The organism is Rhodopseudomonas palustris (assembly GCF_003226555.1).
In the GTDB taxonomy this organism is placed as follows: Bacteria; Pseudomonadota; Alphaproteobacteria; order Rhizobiales; family Xanthobacteraceae; genus Rhodopseudomonas; species Rhodopseudomonas palustris_I.
The window spans coordinates 21,974-42,652 of the sequence record NZ_QKQS01000008.1; the positions used below are offsets into that span (position 1 = coordinate 21,974).

17 protein-coding genes and 1 pseudogene are annotated in these 20,679 nt (G+C 66.2%); 7 read left to right on the forward strand and 11 right to left on the reverse strand.

What is annotated here, in order from left to right:
- Positions 1-104: 104 nt before the first annotated feature.
- Positions 105-2,480, forward strand: a complete 2,376-nt coding sequence (locus DNX69_RS05420) for a xanthine dehydrogenase family protein molybdopterin-binding subunit (RefSeq protein ID WP_110785002.1) — start codon at positions 105-107, stop codon at positions 2,478-2,480.
- A gap of 273 nt (positions 2,481-2,753) precedes the next feature.
- On the opposite strand, the gene DNX69_RS05425 is transcribed toward DNX69_RS05420, so the two are convergent.
- Together DNX69_RS05425 and DNX69_RS05430 are read right to left on the reverse strand one after the other, a co-directional pair.
- The gene (locus DNX69_RS05425) at positions 2,754-3,968 is read right to left on the reverse strand and encodes an ABC transporter substrate-binding protein (RefSeq protein ID WP_110785003.1); all 1,215 of its coding nucleotides are present in this window, start codon (positions 3,966-3,968) and stop codon (positions 2,754-2,756) included.
- A gap of 193 nt (positions 3,969-4,161) precedes the next feature.
- Positions 4,162-4,959, reverse strand: coding sequence for a hypothetical protein (locus DNX69_RS05430; RefSeq protein WP_110785004.1), 798 nt, complete (start codon positions 4,957-4,959; stop codon positions 4,162-4,164).
- A gap of 102 nt (positions 4,960-5,061) precedes the next feature.
- Between DNX69_RS05430 and DNX69_RS05435 the strand changes: the two genes are divergently transcribed.
- From DNX69_RS05435 to DNX69_RS05445, 3 genes are all read left to right on the forward strand, one after another.
- Positions 5,062-5,538: a YaiI/YqxD family protein gene (locus DNX69_RS05435; RefSeq protein ID WP_110785005.1), complete on the forward strand. Its 477-nt coding sequence runs from the start codon at positions 5,062-5,064 to the stop codon at positions 5,536-5,538.
- Positions 5,539-5,546: 8 nt separating this feature from the next.
- Positions 5,547-7,364, forward strand: a complete 1,818-nt coding sequence (locus tag DNX69_RS05440; protein ID WP_110785006.1) for an ABC-F family ATP-binding cassette domain-containing protein — start codon at positions 5,547-5,549, stop codon at positions 7,362-7,364.
- 168 nt (positions 7,365-7,532) lie between these two features.
- Positions 7,533-8,615, forward strand: coding sequence for a D-TA family PLP-dependent enzyme (locus DNX69_RS05445; RefSeq protein WP_110785007.1), 1,083 nt, complete (start codon positions 7,533-7,535; stop codon positions 8,613-8,615).
- An 80-nt stretch (positions 8,616-8,695) separates the two neighbouring features.
- Here the strand turns inward: DNX69_RS05445 and DNX69_RS05450 are convergent, their stop codons facing one another.
- The 6 genes from DNX69_RS05450 to DNX69_RS05475 all read right to left on the reverse strand — a co-directional run bounded on the left by DNX69_RS05450 (position 8,696) and on the right by DNX69_RS05475 (position 14,372).
- The gene (locus DNX69_RS05450) at positions 8,696-9,928 is read right to left on the reverse strand and encodes an NAD(P)/FAD-dependent oxidoreductase (RefSeq protein ID WP_110785008.1); all 1,233 of its coding nucleotides are present in this window, start codon (positions 9,926-9,928) and stop codon (positions 8,696-8,698) included.
- 230 nt (positions 9,929-10,158) lie between these two features.
- Positions 10,159-11,076, reverse strand: coding sequence for an SDR family NAD(P)-dependent oxidoreductase (locus DNX69_RS05455; protein WP_110785009.1), 918 nt, complete (start codon positions 11,074-11,076; stop codon positions 10,159-10,161).
- An 18-nt stretch (positions 11,077-11,094) separates the two neighbouring features.
- Positions 11,095-11,562 (reverse strand): MaoC family dehydratase, encoded by a 468-nt coding sequence (locus DNX69_RS05460; RefSeq protein WP_110785010.1) that lies wholly within the window; start codon positions 11,560-11,562, stop codon positions 11,095-11,097.
- 91 nt (positions 11,563-11,653) lie between these two features.
- A complete protein-coding gene (locus DNX69_RS05465; protein WP_110785011.1) occupies positions 11,654-12,628 on the reverse strand; it encodes an NADPH:quinone oxidoreductase family protein in 975 nt (324 codons plus the stop codon).
- Positions 12,628-13,248, reverse strand: coding sequence for a 2-hydroxychromene-2-carboxylate isomerase (locus DNX69_RS05470; protein WP_110785012.1), 621 nt, complete (start codon positions 13,246-13,248; stop codon positions 12,628-12,630). Before DNX69_RS05470 ends, DNX69_RS05465 begins: the two co-directional genes overlap by 1 nt.
- A 404-nt stretch (positions 13,249-13,652) precedes the next feature.
- Positions 13,653-14,372: a glutathione S-transferase N-terminal domain-containing protein gene (locus tag DNX69_RS05475; protein WP_110785013.1), complete on the reverse strand. Its 720-nt coding sequence runs from the start codon at positions 14,370-14,372 to the stop codon at positions 13,653-13,655.
- Positions 14,373-14,520: 148 nt separating this feature from the next.
- On the opposite strand from DNX69_RS05475, the pseudogene DNX69_RS05480 reads away from it, so the two are divergent.
- Positions 14,521-15,367: pseudogene (locus DNX69_RS05480) on the forward strand (methionine synthase).
- A 189-nt stretch (positions 15,368-15,556) separates the two neighbouring features.
- On the opposite strand, the gene DNX69_RS05485 reads toward DNX69_RS05480, so the two are convergent.
- The 3 genes from DNX69_RS05485 to DNX69_RS05495 form a co-directional block, all read right to left on the reverse strand.
- Positions 15,557-16,231, reverse strand: a complete 675-nt coding sequence (locus tag DNX69_RS05485; protein WP_110785014.1) for a hypothetical protein — start codon at positions 16,229-16,231, stop codon at positions 15,557-15,559.
- Positions 16,232-16,521: 290 nt separating this feature from the next.
- Positions 16,522-17,043, reverse strand: coding sequence for a xanthine phosphoribosyltransferase (gpt, locus tag DNX69_RS05490; protein ID WP_110785015.1), 522 nt, complete (start codon positions 17,041-17,043; stop codon positions 16,522-16,524).
- Positions 17,044-17,201: 158 nt separating this feature from the next.
- The gene (locus DNX69_RS05495; RefSeq protein ID WP_110785016.1) at positions 17,202-17,939 is read right to left on the reverse strand and encodes a competence/damage-inducible protein A; all 738 of its coding nucleotides are present in this window, start codon (positions 17,937-17,939) and stop codon (positions 17,202-17,204) included.
- 226 nt (positions 17,940-18,165) lie between these two features.
- Here DNX69_RS05495 and DNX69_RS05500 point away from each other — a divergent pair, with 226 nt between their 5' ends.
- Both DNX69_RS05500 and DNX69_RS05505 read left to right on the forward strand, forming a co-directional pair.
- Entirely contained in the window at positions 18,166-19,584 is a 1,419-nt protein-coding gene (locus DNX69_RS05500) for a circularly permuted type 2 ATP-grasp protein (protein WP_110785017.1), read from the forward strand.
- 109 nt (positions 19,585-19,693) lie between these two features.
- Positions 19,694-20,638, forward strand: coding sequence for an alpha-E domain-containing protein (locus DNX69_RS05505; protein WP_110785018.1), 945 nt, complete (start codon positions 19,694-19,696; stop codon positions 20,636-20,638).
- The last annotated feature ends 41 nt before the right edge of the window (positions 20,639-20,679 follow it).

Sequence of the window (20,679 nt, forward strand, 5' to 3'; positions counted from 1 at the left end):
GCGTTATCCGTTGGGCGTATCAGCACTGACATTCCCCACGCAAAAACGCCGCCCCACGCGGCTTTTTCCCGTCCCGCACGCCTCTTCAGCCGGAACTCAGCCTCATGCAGGATCGCCCCGCCAACGCGTCGCTCGATACGTCCCTCGCGCTGCACAAATTCGGCATGGGCCAACCGGTCCGGCGCAAGGAGGATGAAACCCTGCTGCGCGGCAAGGGCCGCTACACCGACGACTGCAACCTACCCGGGCAGTTCTACGCCGTGATGGTGCGCAGCCCCCACCCCCACGGCATCATCCGCGGCATCGGCACCGACGCCGCAAGGGCGATGCCGGGCGTCTGCGCGATCTACACCGGCACCGACCTCGCCGCCGCCGGCTACGCGCCGTTCAGCTCCGGCCTGCCGCTGAAAAGCCGCGACGGCACGCCGCTGAAGCAGACCCATCACGGCGCGCTGGCCACCGACAAGGTGCGCTACGCCGGGGAACCGGTCGCCTGCGTGGTCGCCAAAACGCCGGCGCAGGCGCGCGATGCCGCCGAAGCGGTCGAACTCGACATCGAGCCGCTGCCCGCCGTCACCGATGCCGAGGCCGCGATGCAGCCCGGCGCGCCGCAACTCTATGACCACATCGAAAACAACGTCGCGCTCGACTATCACTTCGGCGACACCGCGGCGGTGAACGCGGCGTTCACCGCGGCCGCGCACGTCACCACGCTGGATATCGAGAACACCCGCGTCGCCGCGGTGCCGATGGAGCCGCGTGTCGGGCTCGCTTCCTACGATCAGCAGAACGGCCGCTACACCATCCAGGTGCCGACCCAGGGCGTCTCGGGCAACCGCAACACGCTGGCCAAGCTGCTCGGCGTGCCGACCGACAAGGTCCGGGTGCTGACCGGCCAGGTCGGCGGTTCGTTCGGGATGAAGAACATCTCGTACCCCGAGTACATCTGCATCCTGCACGCCGCCAAGGCGCTCGGCCGTCCGGTGAAATGGACCGATGAGCGCTCGACCAGCTTTTTATCCGACAGCCAGGGCCGCGGCCAACAGATCCGCGCCGAACTGGCGCTCGACGCCGGTGGGCGTTTTCTTGCGATCCGGCTGTCCGGCACCGGCAATCTGGGTGCCCAGATCACCGGCGTCGCGCCGCTGCCGCTGTCGCTCAACACCGGCAAGAACATCGGCAGCGTGTATCGCACGCCGCTGCTTGCCGTCGACATCAAATGCGTCGTCACCAACGTCACGCTGATGGGCGCCTATCGCGGCGCCGGCCGGCCCGAAGCCAACTACTTCCTGGAGCGGCTGATCGACCGCGCCGCCGACGAGATGAAGATCGACCGCCTCACCTTGCGCAAGCGCAACTTCATCAAGCCGACGCAGATGCCGTTCACCGCCTGCTCCGGCGTCACCTACGACAGCGGCGACTTCGCCGGCGTGTTCGGGCAGGCGCTGGAACTGTCCGACTATGACGGCTTCGCCAAGCGCAAGAAGGAGGCGCGCAAGGCCGGCAAGCTGCGCGGCATCGCGGTCGGCTCGTATCTGGAAGTCACCGCGCCGCCGAGCGCCGAGCTCGGCAAGATCGTGTTCGAAGACGACGGCACGGTTCGGCTGATCACCGGCACGCTCGACTACGGCCAGGGCCATGCCACGCCGTTCGCCCAGGTGCTGAGCGCGTTCCTCGGCGTGCCGTTCGATCGTATCCGGCTCGAACAGGGCGACAGCGACATCGTCCACAGCGGCAACGGCACCGGCGGCTCGCGCTCGATCACCGCGAGCGGCATGGCGATCGTCGAGGCGTCGCAGAAGGTGATCGCCAAGGGCAAGAGCGCCGCCGCGCATCTGCTGGAAACCGCCGAGGCTGACATCGAATTCGAGGCTGGTCGCTTCACCGTCGCCGGCACCGACCGCAGCATCGGCATCATGGAGCTGGCGCAGCGGCTGCGCGGCGCCGAGCTGCCCGACGGCGTGCCGGCATCGCTCGACGTCGACCACACCACCGACGGTGCGCCCTCCGCCTTCCCCAATGGCTGCCACGTCGCCGAGGTCGAGATCGACCCGGACACCGGCGTCACCCGCGTGGTGCGCTACACCGCGGTCAACGATTTCGGCACCATCGTCAACCCGATGATCGTCGCCGGCCAGCTCCACGGCGGCGTCGCGCAGGGCATCGGCCAAGCGCTGATGGAGAAGATTTCGTATGACGCCGACGGCCAACCGATCACCGGCTCGCTGCAGGACTACGCGCTGCCGCGGGCGGACGATATCCCGCTGATGACGGTCGGCGATCACCCGGTGCCGGCCAAGACCAACCCGCTCGGCACCAAGGGCTGCGGCGAAGCCGGCTGCGCCGGCTCGCTCGCCACCATCGTCAACGCCGCGCTCGACGCGCTGAAGGACCACGGAGTCACCACGCTCGACATGCCGCTGACACCGGAAAAGGTGTGGCGCGCGATCCACGACGCGAAGGCGAAGACGGCGGCGTAGGCCCCGCCCGTCATCGCCCGGCTCGTCCGGGCGACCCAGTATCCCAGAGCGTCACTTGAGGCGGAAGGGCCGCACAAGTGGCACCTGGTCCGGCTCGCCGCGGGCGCCCTGGAATACTGGATCCCCCGCATCCGCGGGATGACTCTGTGCTTGTGGCACTGCGCCTCCCTCGAACGAGATCGTCCTATCGAAGAAGATGGGTCGCCGGGTCCAGCCCGGCGACGACGTCTGTTGTGCGGCGAGGACGTTGCCTCGTCGTCAGGATTCCGCTCTCTACTCCGCCTTCACCAGAGGACAACCGCCGTCTTTCAGCGGGCGGAAGGCCTGGTCGCCGGGAACTTCGGCGAGGACTTTGTAATAGTCCCACGGCGCTTCCGACTCTTCCGGCTTCTTGACCTCGAACAGGAACATCGAGTGTACCATGCGGCCGTCCTCGCGCAACGTTCCGTTGTCGGTGAAGGCGTCGCGCACCGGCATCTCGCGCATCTTCGCCAGCACCGTCTTGGTGTCCTTGGTGCCGGCCGCCTTCACGGCTTTCAGATAATGCAGCGTCGCACTGTAGGTCGCGGCCTGGTTCATCGTCGGCATCCGCTTGGTGCGCTCGTAGAATTTCTTGCCGAACGCGCGGGTGCGGTCGTTGAGGTCCCAATAATACGCCTCGGTGATGATCAGGCCATTGGCCATCTTCAATCCTAAGCTGTGGATGTCGGAGATGAACATCACGATGCCGGCGAGCTTCTGGCCGCCGGTGACGATGCCGAATTCCGCAGCCTGCTTGATGGTGTTGATGGTGTCGCCGCCGCCATTGGCCATGCCGATGATCTTGGCCTTGGACGACTGCGCCTGCAGCAGGAACGACGAGAAGTCGGCGTTGTTCAGAGGATGCCGCGCGCTGCCGAGGATTTTGCCGCCGGCCGCCTTCACCACCTCGCCGGTGTCGCGCTCGATCGAGTGACCGAACAGATAGTCCGCGGTGATGAAGAACCAGGTGTCGCCGCCGTTCTTGACGATCGCCGAGCCGACGGTGTGGGCGTTGGAATAGGTGTCATAGGTCCAGTGCGCGGTGTAGGGCGAGCACGACTTGCCGGTGATGTCCGACGACGCCGCGTCGGTGACGATCATGATCTTCTCGAACTTCTTGCTCATCTCCATTGCGGCGAGCGCGGTGGCCGAGGTCGGCAGGTCGACGATCATGTCGACGCTTTCGTTCTCGTACCATTTGCGCGCCAGCGATGCGGCGATGTCCGGCTTGTTCTGGACGTCCGCCGAGATGAACTCGATCGGCTGGCCGAACATCGTGCCGCCCATCTCCTCGATCGCCATCTTGGCGGCTTCGACGTTACCCTGTCCGCCGATGTCGGAATACACCGACTGGAAGTCGCCGAGCAGACCGATCTTCACCGGCGCCTGTTGCTGCGCGAAGGCGGGCGCGCCCAGCAGCAGCGGCGCGGCGAGCAGCAGCGCTGCCGTCCGTTGAATGAGTGTCATGTTTCCTCCCAGATATTTTTTGATTTGTTTGTCAGTTCGGCCTTGTCGCCGGCCGCGCGCATGAATGGATGTGCCCCCGCCCTACCTGTTTTAGTGTCGTCACGCATTCTCACCTCTCTCGCCGGCAAGGCGAGAGAGGCAGAACGTCGCACGCGCGCCCAAGCACGCGTCCGCAAAGCGGAATAAGCGCGAACTACGCGGCCGCCTGTCGCGGAGCGAAGATCGCGACGTGGTGACAATGCGCCACCGGCTGATCGCCGTTCGCGACGATCAGCGCGTCGAACTCGGCGAAGCGGTGGCCCTTCTTGTCGTAGTTGGCCACCACCTTGGCCCGCGCGCTGAGGACGTCGTCACCGCGTGCGGCGGCGAGTAACTGCATCTTGGATCCGACATGGATCCACGGCCCGAGCACGACATTGTCGACCAGCACACGGTTCATGATCCGCTGCAGCGTGCCGGGATGGATCAGATCGGCTGCCTGAAAGATCGGGTCGGTTTCGCGGATCTCGTCGAGATAGGCGCGCAGCTTGGCCCCGCCCCAGCTCACCGGCGCAGTGCCGAACCACCGGCCGAGCGGAAACGACGAGGCGTCGACCGGCGGCCGATTCGTTGCCGCCGCAGTCTCGGGATAGGCGGACAGATCGACCGAGGGCGCCCGCGCCGGCAGCGACGCCGAGCCGGTGGCGCAGAGCTCACCGCGGCTTTCGACTGCGAGCGCGAGGGCCTCGGCCTGTTCCTCGCCCGTCACCGTCGCGGTCTCGCCGTCGTAGACTGGCCTCACGAACCGCGCCTCGATCAGGCCGCGCTCCAGGAAGTCGCGTCCCCAGCGGGCAACCGGCAGATGCATCATATAGGCCATCACCTCGACCCCGGGCACCAGACCGCCGGTGAAACCGAAGCGGCGGGCAACGGTGTCGTCGTGCATCTTGTTTTCGGATTGTTTGGCAGTGTTGAAGGCGCTGACGCGCCAGGGCGCAAGCGATGCGGCCATGGTGTCTCCAGGTTACCCGATCTTGTTGGCGATCGTTGCCAGCGATGCTACGCCACTACACCGGCAACGCAAGGCCGCTGCCCCAGGACCACGCACCGCCCGATGACCGACGCCCTCACCCGCATCTATGTCGACGCCGACGCCTGTCCGGTGAAGGACGAGGTGTACAAGGTGGCGGAACGTCACCATCTTCCGGTGACGGTGGTGGCGGGCGGCTTCATCCGGGTGCCGCAGCATCCTCTGATCGAACGCGTGGCGGCCGGTTCCGGAATGGATGCGGCGGACGACTGGATTGCGGAGCGGATCAAACCGGGCGATATCGTCGTCACCGCGGATATTCCGTTGGCGAGCCGCTGCGTCAAAGCGGGCGCCACCGCGATCGCTCCCAACGGCAAACCGTTCTCCGAAGAGTCGATCGGCATGACGCTGGCGGTGCGCAATCTGATGACCGATCTGCGCTCGTCCGGCGAGATCACCGGCGGCCCGCGCGCGTTCTCGCCGCGCGACCGCTCCACCTTTCTCTCGGCGCTCGACAGCGCGATCCGCCGGATCGCGCACCGCCGCACCGATCAGAGCTGAGACGAACCATGGCGCCGCCGCTGATTCAACTGAAAGACATCGCGCTGACCTTCGGCGGCGCCGCGCTGTTCGACGGCGTCGAACTCGCCGTCTCCGCCGGCGACCGGCTGTGCCTGATCGGCCGCAACGGCTCCGGCAAGTCGACGCTTTTGAAGATCGTCGCCGGGCTGATCGAGTCCGATCGCGGCAGCCGCTTCGTGCAGCCCGGCGCCACTATCCGCTATCTGCCGCAGGAGCCGGATTTCGCCGGCTTCGCCACCACGCTGGCCTATGTCGAGGCCGGGCTCGCGCCGGGCGACGTTCACTATCAGGCCGCTTACTTGCTGGAACAGCTCGGCCTGCACGGCGACGAGAACCCCGCCAATCTGTCCGGCGGCGAGGCGCGGCGCGCGGCGCTGGCGCGGATTCTCGCGCCCGATCCCGACATCCTGCTGCTCGACGAGCCGACCAACCATCTCGACCTCACCACGATTGAATGGCTGGAAAACGATCTCGCCCAGCGCCGATGCGCGATCGTGATGATCAGCCACGACCGCCGCTTCCTCAGCAATCTGTCGCGCGCCACCGCCTGGCTCGACCGCGGCGTGATCCGCCAGATCGACCGCGGCTTCTCGCAATTCGAAAGCTGGCGCGACGACGTGCTGGCCGAGGAAGAGCGCGATCAGCACAAGCTCGACCGCAAGATCGTGATGGAAGAGCACTGGCTGCGCTACGGCGTCTCCGGCCGCCGCAAGCGCAACGTCAAGCGGCTCGCCGGCCTGCACGAATTGCGCGCCCAGCGCCGCGACTATCGCGGCCCGACCGGCGCCGCCTCGCTCGCCGCCGCGGAGGCCGACAAATCCGGCAAGCTGGTGATCGAAGCGAAAGCGATCAGCAAGGCGTGGGGCGATCGCAGCATCGTCGACGGCTTCTCGATTCGGATCAATCGCGGCGACCGCGTCGGCATCGTCGGCCCCAACGGCGCCGGCAAAACCACGCTGATCAGCCTGCTCACCGGGCAGCTTGCGCCCGACAGCGGCACGGTGCGGCTCGGCACCAACCTCGAGATCGCCACGCTCGACCAGAGCCGCGACAGCCTGGATCCGAAATCGACTCTGAGCGATGCGCTGACCGGCGGCCGCGGCGACCAGGTGATGGTCGGCGGCAAGCCGCGCCACGTCATCGGCTACATGAAGGACTTCCTGTTCACCCAGGAGCAGGCCCGCACCCCGCTGGAGGCGCTGTCCGGCGGCGAACGCGGCCGGCTGATGCTGGCACGCTCGCTGGCCAACCCGTCGAACCTGCTGGTGCTCGACGAGCCGACCAACGATCTCGACCTCGAGACCCTCGACGTGCTCGAGGAGATGCTCGGCGACTACGACGGCACGGTGATCCTGATCAGCCACGACCGCGACTTCCTCGACCGCGTCGTCACCTCGGTGATCGCGCCGGACGGCGACGGCAAATGGATCGAATATGCCGGCGGCTATTCCGACATGCTGGCGCAGCGCGGCGCCGATCTGACCCGGCAGCCTGCCAAGGCCGCCACGGCCGAGCCGGCCGCAGCCAAGGCCGCGCCCGCGCCGAACGCCGCACCAGCGCCGAAGCGCAAGCTGAGCTTCAACGAGAAGCACGCGCTGGAAACGCTGCCGAAGACCATCGCCAAGCTGGAGGCCGAGATCGCGGCCCTGCAGAAGCAGCTCGACGATCCGCAACTCTACGCCCGCGACCGCGCCAAATTCGACAAGGCCTCGGCCGCGATGGCCAAGGCCCATGACGAACTCCACGCAGCCGAGCACCGCTGGCTCGAACTCGAAATGCTGCGCGAGGAAATCGAAAGCGCGTGAGGCTGACGTTGGAGTACCGCGCTGCCACATAATCACCCGTCATGGCCGGGCTTGACCCGGCCATCCACGGCCGCAAGCACGGTGGTCGTTTCGTGGATGCCCGGGTCAAGCCCGGGCATGACGCGGTCACAAGTTGCGATGTCACGCCCTAAAACCCGGAGCCCGCTCATGACTACGCCGCTCGCCGCCAAAATCGCCCGCGAGGTCGGCACACCAGCGCTGGTGATCGACATGGACCGCGTCGAGCGTAACATCGCACGCGTGCAGGCGCTGTGCGATGCGGCCGGCGTCGCCAACCGGCCGCATATCAAGACTCACAAGTCGCCGCTTCTCGCCAAGATGCAGATCGCCGCCGGCGCCAAAGGCATCACCTGCCAGAAGCTCGGCGAGGCCGAAGTAATGGCCGAGGCCGGCATCGACGACATCCTGATCAGCTACAACCTGATCGGCGAGGAAAAGATGGCGCGGCTCGGCGCGCTGCACGAACGCGCCGCGATGACGGTCGCGGCCGATAACGCGGTGGTGATCGCCGGCCTGCCGCAAGCAGCCGCGCGCGCCGGCCGGCCGCTCGGCGTCGTGGTCGAATGCGACACCGGCCGTCAGCGCGCCGGCGTCGAGACCCCGGCCGAAGCGGTGGCGCTGGCGCGGATGATCGCGGGCTCGGAAGGGCTGAGCTTCAAGGGCTTCATGCTGTATCCGACCGAGGACGACTGGCCGCGGGCGCAGCGCTTCTTCGACGAGGCGCAGGCCGGCATCCGCGCCCACGGCCTCGACGCCGCGATGGTCTCCACCGGCGGCTCGCCGAATCTGAAGAACCTCGGCCAGTTGAAGGGCGCCACCGAGCATCGCCCCGGCACCTACGTCTACAACGACCGCATGCAGGTCGCGGCCGGCGTCGCCTCTTGGGACGGTTGCGCCCTGATGGTGTATTCCACCGTGGTCAGCCGCGCCGGCCCGGAGCGCGGCATCCTCGATGCGGGATCCAAGACCCTAACCTCCGACCCCGGCGGCGGCCTCGACGGTTACGGCCTGATCCTCGATCACCCCGAAGCGCGCATCGCCAAATTCGCCGAGGAACACGGCTTCCTAGACCTGTCCCGCAGCAACTCCCGTCCGAACGTCGGCGACGTCGTGCGGATCATTCCCAACCACGTCTGCGTCGTCGTCAACATGGTCGACGAGGTGGTGATGGTGCGCGGTGAGGAAATTCTGGGAACGCTGCCGGTGGCGGCGCGGGGGAAGCTGAAGTAACAGCTCGACGGCGACGCGAGACCTCAGCGTTCGTCATTCCGGGGCGCGCAGCGAAGCTGCGCGAGCCCGGAATGACGGAGTCATCGCCCCAGATACTTCGCCGCGCCCTGCCCCGCGGCCGCCCCCGTGGCAAAACACGCGGTCAGCAGGTAGCCCCCGGTCGGCGCTTCCCAATCGAGCATCTCGCCGGCGGCGAACACGCCGGGGAGTTTGCGCAGCATGTAGTCGTCACCTATCTCGTCCCACGCGATGCCGCCGGCGGTCGAGATCGCGCGTGCGATCGGCGCTACGCCGATGAGCCGCACGGGCACCGCGTTGATCAGCGCGGCGAGTTCGTCCGCGGGCAGCATCGCCAGCGTGGCGCCGGACGCATGGGCTACTTCCTGCAGCAGACCGATGCTGGCCGGCAACAATCCCGCGGCTTTACGCAAATACGTCGATAGCGACTGCTTGCCCTTCGGTTTCGCCAAGCGCGCGGCGAGATCGTTCGGCGTCAGATCCGGCCGCAGCGCGATCCACAGCCGCGCCTCGCCGCCGGCGAGGATCGCATCGCGCAAGAGCGCCGACAGCGCGTAGATCGCACCGCCTTCGATGCCGTCGCGGGTGATCATCGCCTCGCCGCGCACGGTGCGCGGTCCGAACGACAGCGCGACGTTCTTCAGCGGAGCGCCCTGATACTTATCCGCGAACAGCGCCGACCACGCGGCGACGAAGCCGCAGTTCGCCGGCTTCAGTGGCTCAATCGTAACGCCTTTGCGGGCGAGCAGATCGGCCCAGCTCCCATCCGAGCCCAGCCGCGGCCAGCTCGCGCCGCCGAGTGCCAGCACCGTCGTTCGCGCCGCGATGCGGCGCGGGCCGTCCGGTGTGTCGAACGACAGATGTCCCTCGCCGTCCCATCCAGTCCAGCGATGCTTCAGGCGAAGCTGCACGCCCTGCGCATCGAGCCGGCGCAGCCAGGCGCGCAACAGCGGCGAGGCCTTCATCGCGACCGGAAACACCCGGCCGCTCGTGCCGACGAAGGTCGATTGCCCGAGATCATCCGCCCAGGCGCGGAGTTGCTGCGGTCCGAACGCCTCGATCGCCGGGCTCAGCCGTGGCTGCGCGGCGCCGTAGCGCGCGAGAAAATCCGGCAGCGCTTCGCTGTGGGTGAGGTTGAGCCCGCCGCGCCCGGCCAGCAGAAACTTCCGCGCCGGCGCGGCCATGCCATCGAACACGGCGACGCGCGCGCCCGCCTGCGCCAATTGCTCAGCCGCGATCAGCCCGGCCGGGCCGGCGCCGATCACGGCGGCATCGATGTCGATGAGGTCAGCCACGACGGCTGCGTCCGATGAAAATCATCCGGCGCTTATACACCAACCGGGATCGGCGCAGAGATTCCGGGTTCACGCCTTTCGGCGTGCCCCGGAATGACTCGGGGAGAGGCTTCGGCCCAAGCACGTCGTTCCGGGGCGCTCGCGCCGGCGAGCGAACCCGGAACCCCGAGCTGTTCTGCGACTCTAAGATTCCGGGTTCGCGCTGCGCGTGCCCCGGAATGACGTCGCGCCTACATCTTGATCCCGAGCCGCGCCGCGGCCTGCGCCACGTACTTCTGCGTCTGCTGGAACGCGCCTTCGAGCGCCTGGGCCTTGGAGTCGTCGCTGATCTCGGCGAAGTGTGCCGCGATCGCGTCGGGGGTCCATTCGGACTCCGGCAGGTTGATGCCTTCGGTCTCGATGATCTTGATCTGCGCGAACGAACCGGCACCGGCGCCGAGCGTGGTGCGGGTCGGCGCGTTGTCGCTAAGCAGGAACAGCACCGCGGGCGTGATCGCCTCGGGCTTCATCAGCGCCAGCGCCTGCGGCGGCAGCAGCTCTTCGGTCATGCGGGTCGCTGCAGTCGGCGACACGGTGTTGACGCGGATGTCGGTCTTGCGGCCTTCCTGCGCCAGCACGTTCATCAGCCCGACGATGCCGGCCTTCGCCGCGCCGTAATTGGCCTGGCCGAAATTGCCGAACATGCCCGACGACGAGGTGGTCAGCACGATGCGGCCGTAGTTGCGCTCCTTCATGCCGTCCCACACCGCCTTGCAGCAGTAGAACGTGCCGGCCAGATGCACGTCGATCACCTTCTGGAAATCGGAGAGCTCCATCTTGCCGAACGACTTGTCGCGCAGGATGCCGGCGTTGGCGACCAGAAGATCGACGCTGCCCCACTCCTTGGTCGCCTTGGCGACCATCGCCTGGACCTGTTCGTAGTTCGACACGTCGGCGCCGTCGGCCATCGCAGTGCCGCCGGCCTTCCTGATCTCTTCGACCACGGTCTCGGCCGCCGTCATCGAGCCGCCGGTGCCGTCACGCGCGCCGCCGAAATCGTTTACCACCACCTTGGCGCCGAGCGCCGCGAGACCCAGCGCATGCGCGCGGCCGAGACCGTTACCCGCGCCGGTGACGATGGCGACGCGTCCGTCGAACCTGATAGCCATGTGTGTTGCTTCCCCGGATTATTGTTCGAAGTAGATCAGGCCGAGCCAGTCGGCCACGAGCGCGGAGCGTTTCTCGCCCTCGATTTCGACGTTGACGCTGGTACGCGACAACAATTCGCCCGGCTTGCGCATAGTGGCTTCCGCCAGCATGAAGCGGCCGCGCACGCGCGCTCCCGCCTTCACCGGCGAGATGAAACGCAACCGGTCGAAGCCGTAATTGACGCCCATGGTGACGCCCTTGATCTTCGGCATCGCCTCGTAGGAGAACACGCTCAGCATCGACAGCGTCAGGAAGCCGTGGGCGATGGTGGTGCCGAACGGCGTCTCGCGCGCGGCGCGCTCCGGATCGACGTGGATGTACTGCCAATCTTCGGTGCAATCGGCGAACTGATCGATCCGGTTCTGATCGAGCACGTGCCATTCCGACACCCCGATCTCGGTGCCGACCAGCTTCATATAGGCGTCGAGTTCCAGTTCAGTGCTCATTCCACCCTCGTTGTTCCGCGCTGCACATTCCACATCGCGAAACCCGCGCCAAGCGAAATCTTCACCCGGCGCGGGCGCCCGACATTCCGCGCTACGGGAGCAGCGCGACCCGGCCGATCGCCTTGCGGTCGATCAGCAGACGCATCGCCGGCGCCCATTCGGCGAGTGGCAGCCGGTGCGACACGTTGGGGCGCAGCACGCCCTGGGCGGCGAGGTCGAGCAGCGCGGCGATGCGCTGCGCGCCGAGCGCGGGATCGCGCCGCACCGCCTCGCCGGCGCGCACGCCGATCACCGATGCGCCCTTCATCAGGATCAGATTGGTGCGCGCCAGCCCGATGCCGCCGGTGAAGCCGACCACCAGCAGCCGCGCGCCCCAATTGATACAGCGCACGCTGTCCTCGAACACTTGGCCGCCGACCGGATCGAACACTACATCGGCGCCGCGGCCGTCGGTGATGCGCTTGACCGCATCCCGGAACGGCTCGGCACTGGTGAGGATGCCGTGGTCGGCGCCGCGCTGCCGCGCCACCGCGAGCTTCTCCTCGGACGACGCCGCTGCGATCACGGTGGCGCCGAGATACTTGCCGAGCTCGACCGCGGCGAGCCCGACGCCGCCACCGGCGCCGTGCACCAGCAGCACCTCGCCGGCCTTGAGCCCGCCGCGTTCGACCAGCCCGTGCCACGCCGTGCCATGACCGGCCAGATAGGTCGCGGCCTCGGCGTCGTCGAAGTTCGGCGGCGCCGGCGTGAGCTGCGACGCAGCGACCACCACCTCTTCGGCATAGGCGCCGAACCTCAGCTTGACGATGACGCGGTCACCGCACCGAACGCCGGTGACGCCCTCGCCGATTTCGATCACCTCGCCGGCCGCCTCGACGCCGGGAATGAACGGCAGCTCCGGCTTGAGCTGATACTCCCCGGCGCACATCAGGATGTCGGGGAAGTTGATGCCGGCGGCGCGGATCGCGACCCGCACCTCGCCGGGCTTCAACGCCTTGCGTTCGATCTCTTCGAGCCGCAACGCCTCGGGAGGTCCGAGTTCGCGGCACACCACAGCCTTCGGCATCAGGCGGCACCCGCCTTGCCGCGCGCCAGCGCCTCGCGCACCAGCGGCAGCCGGTCGTTGCCGAAATACATGTCGGTCTTGTTCACGAAGATCGTCGGCGAACCGAACCCGCCCCGCGCGATCACTTCCTCGGTGTTGTCCTTGAGCTGATCCTTGATGCCCTGCTCGGCGATGGCGGAGAAGAACGCCTGCGGATCAAGGCCGCATTTTGTGCAGATCGCGGTCAGCACCTCATCCTTGGAGATGTCCTGATCGTCGCCCCAATACGCTTCGAACACTGCGGTCGCGAACGGCACCATCGCGTCGGGCTTGTCCCGCAGCAGCCACAGGCAGCCGCGCATCGCCTTGACGCTGTTCACCGGAAACACGCTGGGCGGCATCTTGATGGCGAGGCCGGCCGAGCGCGCCCAATCCGACAGATCCTTCAGCATGTAGCGCGCCTTCAGCGGCACCGGCGTCTTGCGGCTCTCGTACACGCTCGGATTGACCGAGTTGAAGATGCCGCCGACCAGGATCGGCCGCCACGAAATCTCCTCGCCCATCTCTTTCGCCAGCGGCTGGATGTTGTGGAAGGCGAGATAGGTCCAGGGGCTGGAGCAGTCGAAGAAGAATTCGAGCATAGGGATTTCCTCCGTTGTTGTTATTGATTGTCTCTCAACTCGTCATTCCGGGGCGCTGGCGCCAGCGAGCGAACCCGGAATCCATAACCGCTAATCCCTCGTTCAAGCAAAGCGCAACAGCCGCCTTGCTCCACAGCCGACGCTGCGGCGTATGGATTCCGGGCTCGCGCAGCTTCGCCGCGCGCCCCGGAATGACGAACGGTGAGTTCGTGCACGACATCGCTACGCGACCACCGTCGTCCCCCGCGAAGGCGGGGGACCCAGTATTGCAGAGCGACTGCGTCCACCACGAACGCTCTGGGATACTGGGTCGCCCGGACGAGCGATGACGTCGATTGTGGGGAATGCGCCACAAGCGGATCGTGCGCCAATCCATGTTTCGCGCCTTGCGTCGTACTGCATCATCACTGTTGCTGCGCGCTCTGTGCCTGCGCGTCGGCGTGCGCGGGCTTGTCGACGCCGAACAGCAGCTTGCGGGCCTGCTCGTCCATCGGCTTCTTGTCCTCCTTGCCGAGCGCGAGACCGGCCTGCAACTTCGGCCGGGCACGCAGCGCGGCGTACCAGCGCTTGATGTTGGGATAGTCGTCGAGCGTCAGGCCCTGCGCCTTGTGGGTCATGATCCAGGGGAAACAGGCGATGTCGGCGATCGAGTAGCCGCCGGCGATATAGTCGCGGTCGGCCAGCCGCTGATCGAGCACGCCGTAAAGCCGCTTCGCTTCGCGGCTGTAGCGATCGATCGCGTAAGGGATCTTCTCCGGCGCATACAGCAGGAAATGGCCGTTCTGCCCGAGCATCGGCCCGAGCCCGGCCATCTGCCACATCAGCCACTGCATTACCTCGAACCGCACCCGCGGCTCGGTCGGCATCAACTGCTCGGATTTCTCCGCCAGATAGATCAGGATCGCCCCGCTCTCGAACACCGAGAGCGGCTCACCGCCGCCCGCGGGCGCGCGATCGACGATCGCCGGCATCCGGCCGTTGGGGCTGAGCGCGAGAAACTCCGGCTTGTGCTGGTCGCCGCGGCCGAGCTGCATCGGCACCACCGTGTACGGCAGGCCGCATTCTTCCAGCATGATCGAGATCTTCCAGCCGTTCGGAGTCGGCGCGTAATACAGATCGATCATGGCAGCAGGTCCTCTTGACGGGTTTGCGCCGATCCTAGCCCGGCTTCGGCCGCCTTGTCACCTCGGTCTCGCACTTCTGTACGCCTCGCTGCGGACGTGGCACAGAGGGCGCCAATCAGGCGCCATGTGAGGCTCAAGGGAGAGAACGATGCTGTTTCCGACCACGATCGCCGGCTCGTTGCCGAAGCCGGAATGGCTTGCCGAACCCAACAAGCTGTGGGCGCCGTGGAAGTCGAGCGGCGATGAACTGATCCGGGCCAAGCGCGACGCCACCATCCTGGCGCTGAAGCTGCAGGAGGACTACGGCATCGACATCGTCACCGAAGGCGAGCAGGCGCGCCAGCATTTCGTCCACGGCTTCCTGGAGGCCGTCGAGGGCATCGATTTCGCCCACAAGGTCGAGATGGGCATCCGCAACGATCGCTACAAAGCGATGGTGCCGCAAGTGGTGGCGCCGCTGCGGCTGAAAGGCCGCGTTCACGGCTTCGAAGGACAGATCGCGCGAGCGCATACCACGCACAAGATCAAGTTCACCCTGCCCGGCCCGATGACGATCATCGACACCATCGCCGATCGCCACTACGGCGACCGCGTCAAGATGGCATTCGCCTTCGCCGAGCTGCAAGGCCAACACCGATTGGAAGGACACGCTCGGCGCCGAATGGCGGCAATACGAGGACATCTTCCCGGCGATCGACGCCAGTTCGATCCAACAGGTCGCGGTCGAGTGCCGCAATTCGAAAGTGCCGCTGGAACTGCTGTCGCTGCTGAAGGGCAAGATCGTTCAGGCCGGCGTCATCGACGTCGCCAGCGACGAGGTCGAGACGGCGGACGACGTCTGCGCCACGATCGAAGCGGTGATGAAGCATGTGCCCAAGAGCAACATCATCGCCACCACCAATTGCGGCATGGCTCCGATGCGCCGCGACATCGCCGAAGCCAAGCTCGCCGCGCTCGGCAAGGGCGCGGAACTGGCGCGGGAGCGGTTCAAGTAGTTCGCTGATTTTTCTGAGCGAGGTCTACACTCGCTCTATCGTTCGTCATTCCGGGGCGCGCGTAGCGCGAACCCGGCATCCTGTCCCTGTAATCATTTGACGCGAAGTGACAGCCGCGGATCATAACCACGCACACAGGTTTGTGGGTTCCTGGCTCGCCCGCTGCGCGAGCGCCCCGGAATGACGTGGTTAGTTTGTGCGTGCGGTTGGATGCAGTGCGGGCTGATAGCCGGCTTCAAGAGCCCTTAGCGTTGATGGTGGCGTGAGCAGGAAGAGACGATCCTGCAAGCCTTCGATCACCGCCGCTCCGACCGGCTGATAACCCTCGAACGACCAGCGCAGCAGACTGCCCTGCGTGACCAGATAAGCAGTGCGGGTGCAGGTGTCATTGCGGCCACCGGCATCGTCGCTCTGCTCACCCGCCACCATCGCCCCATCCGGCAACTCATCGACCGCACACGGCAACGCATGCAGCCGCTTGGCGCGGCCGTCGAGCCGTTCGCGGTGCAGCGTGGTGTCGATCTCCTTGGCGGTGATTTGCTCGAGCCCGTTGCCCCGCGCCCACGCCGCACCGAAGCGGTTCGCATCCGCGCGGCGGCAGTAGTAGCAAGGCCGGTGCCCGGCCGCGAGCGCGGTCGCTTCGTCGAGAAAGAACAGCTCGGTCCAGCTCCGCGTCGCCATCACGTCGCGGCGGCGACCACGGAACTCGCAAGCACAGGTGATCCAAGCGTGACTCGACCAGCGCCTGTTCAGCAGCGTCCTGGTCGCCGGATCATGAATGATGCCGCGATTGCCGGTGAACATCCCGCGGCTCGCCACCGCAACGATCTCACCGAACGGCGTCACGCGGTTCTGCAGCGGCATCAAGTGTGTCCTGTGAGGAAAGACTGATCAACGCGCACTGCCTGCTCCTTCTCCCCGCGTGCGGGGAGAAGGCCGGGATGAGGGGGCGGCGCCACGCCGCCGAGTGCCCACGATCAACGATCAGATCACCGGCGACGGCGTCGAGCCACCCGAAAAGCTCAGGCGCGCGGAGGCGCCCCCTCACCCGGATTGCTACGCAATCCGACCTCTCCCCGCGCGCGGGGAGAGGTGAAGCTGCGGCGCCTGTCAGACCCAGGACGAGAAACTTGCCTACTAGACTAGACGTCTCCTCACTCCGCCCCATTCTTCAGCGGCGGCTGGAAGCTGAGGCCGGTGTCCCAGGGGAAGAAGATCCAGGTGTCCTGCGACACTTCGGTGATGAAGGTGTCGACCAAGGGACGGCCCTTCGGCTTGGCGTAGACCGCGGCGAAATGCGCGTCCGGCAGCAGCGAGCGCACCATCCGGCCGGTGTTGCCGGTGTCGACCAGGTCGTCGATGATCAACAGGCCCTTGCCGGTGCCGCCGCCGAGCGCGGCGGTCTGATCGGAGACGCCCTTGAGCACCTGCAAATCGCCCTGCTTGTCGTGCTCGTAGCTGGCGATGCACACCGTGTCGATCACCCGCAAGCCGAGCTCGCGGGCGACGATCGCGGCCGGCACCAGGCCGCCGCGGGTGATGGCGATCACCGCATGGAACGGTCCGAGCTCGTTGAGCCGCCAGCTCAGCGCCCGGCAGTCGCGGTGAAACTGATCCCACGACACCGGAAACGGGCGCCCCGCCCGTTTCTGCTCATTCGGTTCGCTTTGCGTCATTCATCCACTCCGACGACTCCGTCATTGCGAGCCCACACATCGGCGCGTTGCGCCGTCCAGGCACAGGCTCCGCGACGCAGTCCAGGGTCATGGTGCAGGCGGTTCTGGATTGCTGCGTCGCGCCGCTCCCCGCAATGACAGAGACTATTTATCCTGGTTCATTTCGCCGGCTGCAGATCCGCCAGCATCTGCTTCACCGCCGCCATCGCCTGCTGCAGCTTCTCTGGATCGCGCGAGCGGACCACCAGATTGGTATTCGGCTTGCGCTCCTCGTCGAGGAACGGGTAGCTGCCGATCATCGCGTCCGGATGCGCGGCGGCGATCTCGCGCAAGGGACCGCCGATGTCGCCCTCGCGCGCGTTCGCCTTCACCGTCTCCGACAGCATCTTGACGCCGGACTTCAGCGTCGGCGCGACGATGTCCATCATCGCCTGCATGATCGACGGCACGCCGGCCATGACGATGACGTTGCCGATCTTGAAGCCGGGCGCGATGATGGTCGCGCTCTGGATCAGCTCGGCGCCATCCGGAATCCGCGTCATCCGCAACCGCGCTTCGTTGAGCTCGGCTTCGGAGAACCGTTCGCGGAACCGCGCCACCACCTCGGGATGATAATCGATCCCGACACCGAACGCCTTGGCAACGCAGTCGGCGGTGATGTCGTCATGGGTCGGCCCGATGCCGCCGGTGGTGAAGACGTAGGTATAGCGGCTCCGCAGCGCGTCCAGCGCCTCGACGATCGCGTTCTCGTCGTCGGCCACCACGCGCACTTCGCGCAAATCGATCGCGATGTTGGTCAGGTATTCGGCGATGAAGCCGATATTCTTGTCCTTGGTCCGGCCCGACAGGATCTCGTCGCCGATCACCAGGATACCCGCCGTAACGATCTCGCTCATGAATGCTTCCGTTTCCCCGCTGCTAAGTGCCCGGCGACGACCGCAGCTGCCGCCTCCGTAGACTTTTGCCACTCATTTGAGCAGCACCCGCCCTATTTGCGGGCAAGATTATGAGCCCGCGGTCAAAAAGCGTCCACTCCTTCCATATCGTGCTGGCCCGCCCCTTGCTACTGCTGTGTTCCATGCTGCACTCTCTCGCAGCGTCTTTGGGAATCAGACTGGTTTCATGGCAGTTGCGTTCGATGAAATGAACGGCCCCAGCGGCGAGGTTCGCGCGGCCTATCAGGAATTGTCCCGCTGGCTCGGCGAAACGCCGCCCGAAGCCCTCACTCACCGGCGCCAGGAAGCCGAGCTGCTGTTCCGTCGCATCGGCATCACCTTCGCGGTATACGGCGATGCTGAGGCGCAGGAGCGGCTGATCCCGTTCGACGTCATCCCGCGCATTCTGTCGGCGCAGGAATGGGCCCGGATGGAACTCGGGCTGAAGCAGCGGGTGCGCGCGCTCAACATGTTCCTGCGCGACATCTATCACGGCCGGGACATTCTGCGCGCCGGCATCATTCCCGACGACCTGATCTTCCAGAACCCGGTGTTCCGCCCGGAGATGAACGGCCAGGCGGTTCCGCACGACGTCTATGTCCACATCGCCGGCATCGACATCGTCCGGGTCGACGACGAGCATTTCTACGTGCTGGAGGACAATGCGCGGACGCCGTCCGGCGTCTCTTACATGCTGGAAAACCGCGAGATCATGATGCGGCTGTTTCCGGATCTGTTCGCGCGGCATCGCATTGCGCCGGTCGAGCGCTATCCGGACGAACTCCTGACCGCGCTGCGCTCGGTCGCGCCGGCGCATTCGTCGTCGGAGCCGACCGTGGCGCTGATGACCCCCGGCGTGTTCAACTCCGCCTATTACGAGCACTCGTTCCTCGCCGACAAGCTGGGCATCGAGCTGGTCGAAGGCCGCGACCTCGTCATCAAGAACGACGAGGTGTTCATGCGCACCACTGAAGGGCTGAAGCGGGTCGACGTGATCTATCGCCGGGTCGACGACGACTTCATCGATCCGTTGACCTTCCGCCCGGATTCGGTGCTCGGCGTGCCCGGACTGATGTCGGCCTATCGCGCCGGCAACGTCACGCTGGCGAACGCAGTCGGCACCGGCATCGCCGACGACAAGGCGGTGTACAGCTACATGCCGGACATCGTGAAGTTCTACCTGGACGAAGAGCCTATCCTGAAGAACGTGCCGACCTGGCGCTGCCGCGAGCCTTCCGACCTCGCCTACGTGCTCGACCATCTGTCCGAGCTGGTGGTGAAGGAGGTCCACGGCTCCGGCGGCTACGGCATGCTGATCGGCCCCACCGCCACCAAGGCGACGATCGAAGCGTTTCGCGAGAAGCTGAAGCGCGAGCCGGAAGGCTTCATCGCCCAGCCGACGCTGGCGCTCTCGACCTGCCCGACCTGCACCGAAGCCGGCCTCGCGCCGCGCCATGTCGACCTGCGCCCATTCGTCCTCACCGGCCGCGACCGCATCACCGTCGTCCCCGGCGGCCTCACCCGCGTCGCGCTGCAGGAAGGATCGCTGGTGGTGAATTCCAGCCAGGGCGGCGGCACCAAAGACACCTGGGTGCTGGATGAGTAGGTTCGCAACATTGAGGCGTCATTGCGAGCGAAGCGAAGCAATCCATGGCGCCACACTCGGCAAGCTGGATTGCTTCGTCGCTCCGCTCCTCGCAATGACGGAATGAGTCATGCTGTCCCGTACCGCTGAAAACCTGTTCTGGCTGTCCCGCTACGTCGAGCGCGCCGAATATCTGGCGCGGACCATCGAGGCGACGCTGCGCGTCACCGCGCTGCCGAACACCTATTCGGGCCAAGGCAACGAATGGGATTCGGCGCTGCTCACGGCAGGCGTCAGCGCCAGCTTCTATGCGCAATACGACGAGGCCAACGAGCCCAACGTCGTCGAATTCCTGTCGATGTCGACCTCGAACCCGTCCTCGATCCGCAATTGCATCGAGGCGGCGCGGCTGAACGCGCGCTCGGTCCGCACCGCGCTCACGGGCGCGATGTGGGACACCATCAATTCCGCCTGGATCGAGCTGCAGGAGAACTGGAGCAAGGGCGCCAAGACACGCGAGCAACTGACCCAGTTCCTGCGCTTCGTGCAGGAGACGTCACTGCGGTTCGACGGCTCGGCCTATCGCACCATGCTGCGCAACGACGCCTATTGGTTCTCGCGGCTCGGCGTGCATCTGGAACGCGCCGACAACACCGCGCGGATTCTCGACGTCAAATATCATCTGCTGCTCCCCGAAGAGGAGCACGTCGGCGGCCCGCTCGACTATTATCAGTGGTCGTCGATCCTGCGCTCGGTGTCGGCGCTGACCGCCTATCACTGGGTATATCGCGAGACGCTGAAACCGTGGCTGATCGCCGACCTGTTGATCCTCAACGACAGCCTGCCGCGCTCGCTGGCGTCGTGCTACGGCAATCTGGTGCGGAATCTCGACCAGATCGGCGTCGCCTACGGCCGCCAGGGCCTGGCCCAGCGCCACGCCCGCGCCATCCGAAACCGGCTGGAACATTCCAACATGGACGACATCTTCCAGCGCGGCGTCCACGAATTCATCCAGGAATTCATCGCCGACAACAGCCGGCTCGGCGAAATCGTCGCCAAGCAGTATCTTATCTGATCGAGCACAGGCGCGCGCGACCGCCCGCCCGCCGCAACCGG

Coding starts and splice junctions, on each gene's coding strand:
- DNX69_RS05455 (WP_110785009.1), bottom strand. CDS start 11,076: ATGGCTATCAGGTTCGACGGACGCGTCGCCATCGTCACCGGCGCGGGT.
- DNX69_RS05440 (WP_110785006.1), top strand. CDS start 5,547: ATGGCGCCGCCGCTGATTCAACTGAAAGACATCGCGCTGACCTTCGGC.
- DNX69_RS05465 (WP_110785011.1), bottom strand. CDS start 12,628: ATGCCGAAGGCTGTGGTGTGCCGCGAACTCGGACCTCCCGAGGCGTTG.
- DNX69_RS05495 (WP_110785016.1), bottom strand. CDS start 17,939: ATGAGCGAGATCGTTACGGCGGGTATCCTGGTGATCGGCGACGAGATC.
- DNX69_RS05435 (WP_110785005.1), top strand. CDS start 5,062: ATGACCGACGCCCTCACCCGCATCTATGTCGACGCCGACGCCTGTCCG.
- DNX69_RS05460 (WP_110785010.1), bottom strand. CDS start 11,562: ATGAGCACTGAACTGGAACTCGACGCCTATATGAAGCTGGTCGGCACC.
- DNX69_RS05500 (WP_110785017.1), top strand. CDS start 18,166: ATGGCAGTTGCGTTCGATGAAATGAACGGCCCCAGCGGCGAGGTTCGC.
- DNX69_RS05505 (WP_110785018.1), top strand. CDS start 19,694: ATGCTGTCCCGTACCGCTGAAAACCTGTTCTGGCTGTCCCGCTACGTC.
- DNX69_RS05420 (WP_110785002.1), top strand. CDS start 105: ATGCAGGATCGCCCCGCCAACGCGTCGCTCGATACGTCCCTCGCGCTG.
- DNX69_RS05425 (WP_110785003.1), bottom strand. CDS start 3,968: ATGACACTCATTCAACGGACGGCAGCGCTGCTGCTCGCCGCGCCGCTG.
- DNX69_RS05485 (WP_110785014.1), bottom strand. CDS start 16,231: ATGCCGCTGCAGAACCGCGTGACGCCGTTCGGTGAGATCGTTGCGGTG.
- DNX69_RS05445 (WP_110785007.1), top strand. CDS start 7,533: ATGACTACGCCGCTCGCCGCCAAAATCGCCCGCGAGGTCGGCACACCA.
- DNX69_RS05475 (WP_110785013.1), bottom strand. CDS start 14,372: ATGATCGATCTGTATTACGCGCCGACTCCGAACGGCTGGAAGATCTCG.
- gpt (WP_110785015.1), bottom strand. CDS start 17,043: ATGACGCAAAGCGAACCGAATGAGCAGAAACGGGCGGGGCGCCCGTTT.
- DNX69_RS05470 (WP_110785012.1), bottom strand. CDS start 13,248: ATGCTCGAATTCTTCTTCGACTGCTCCAGCCCCTGGACCTATCTCGCC.
- DNX69_RS05430 (WP_110785004.1), bottom strand. CDS start 4,959: ATGGCCGCATCGCTTGCGCCCTGGCGCGTCAGCGCCTTCAACACTGCC.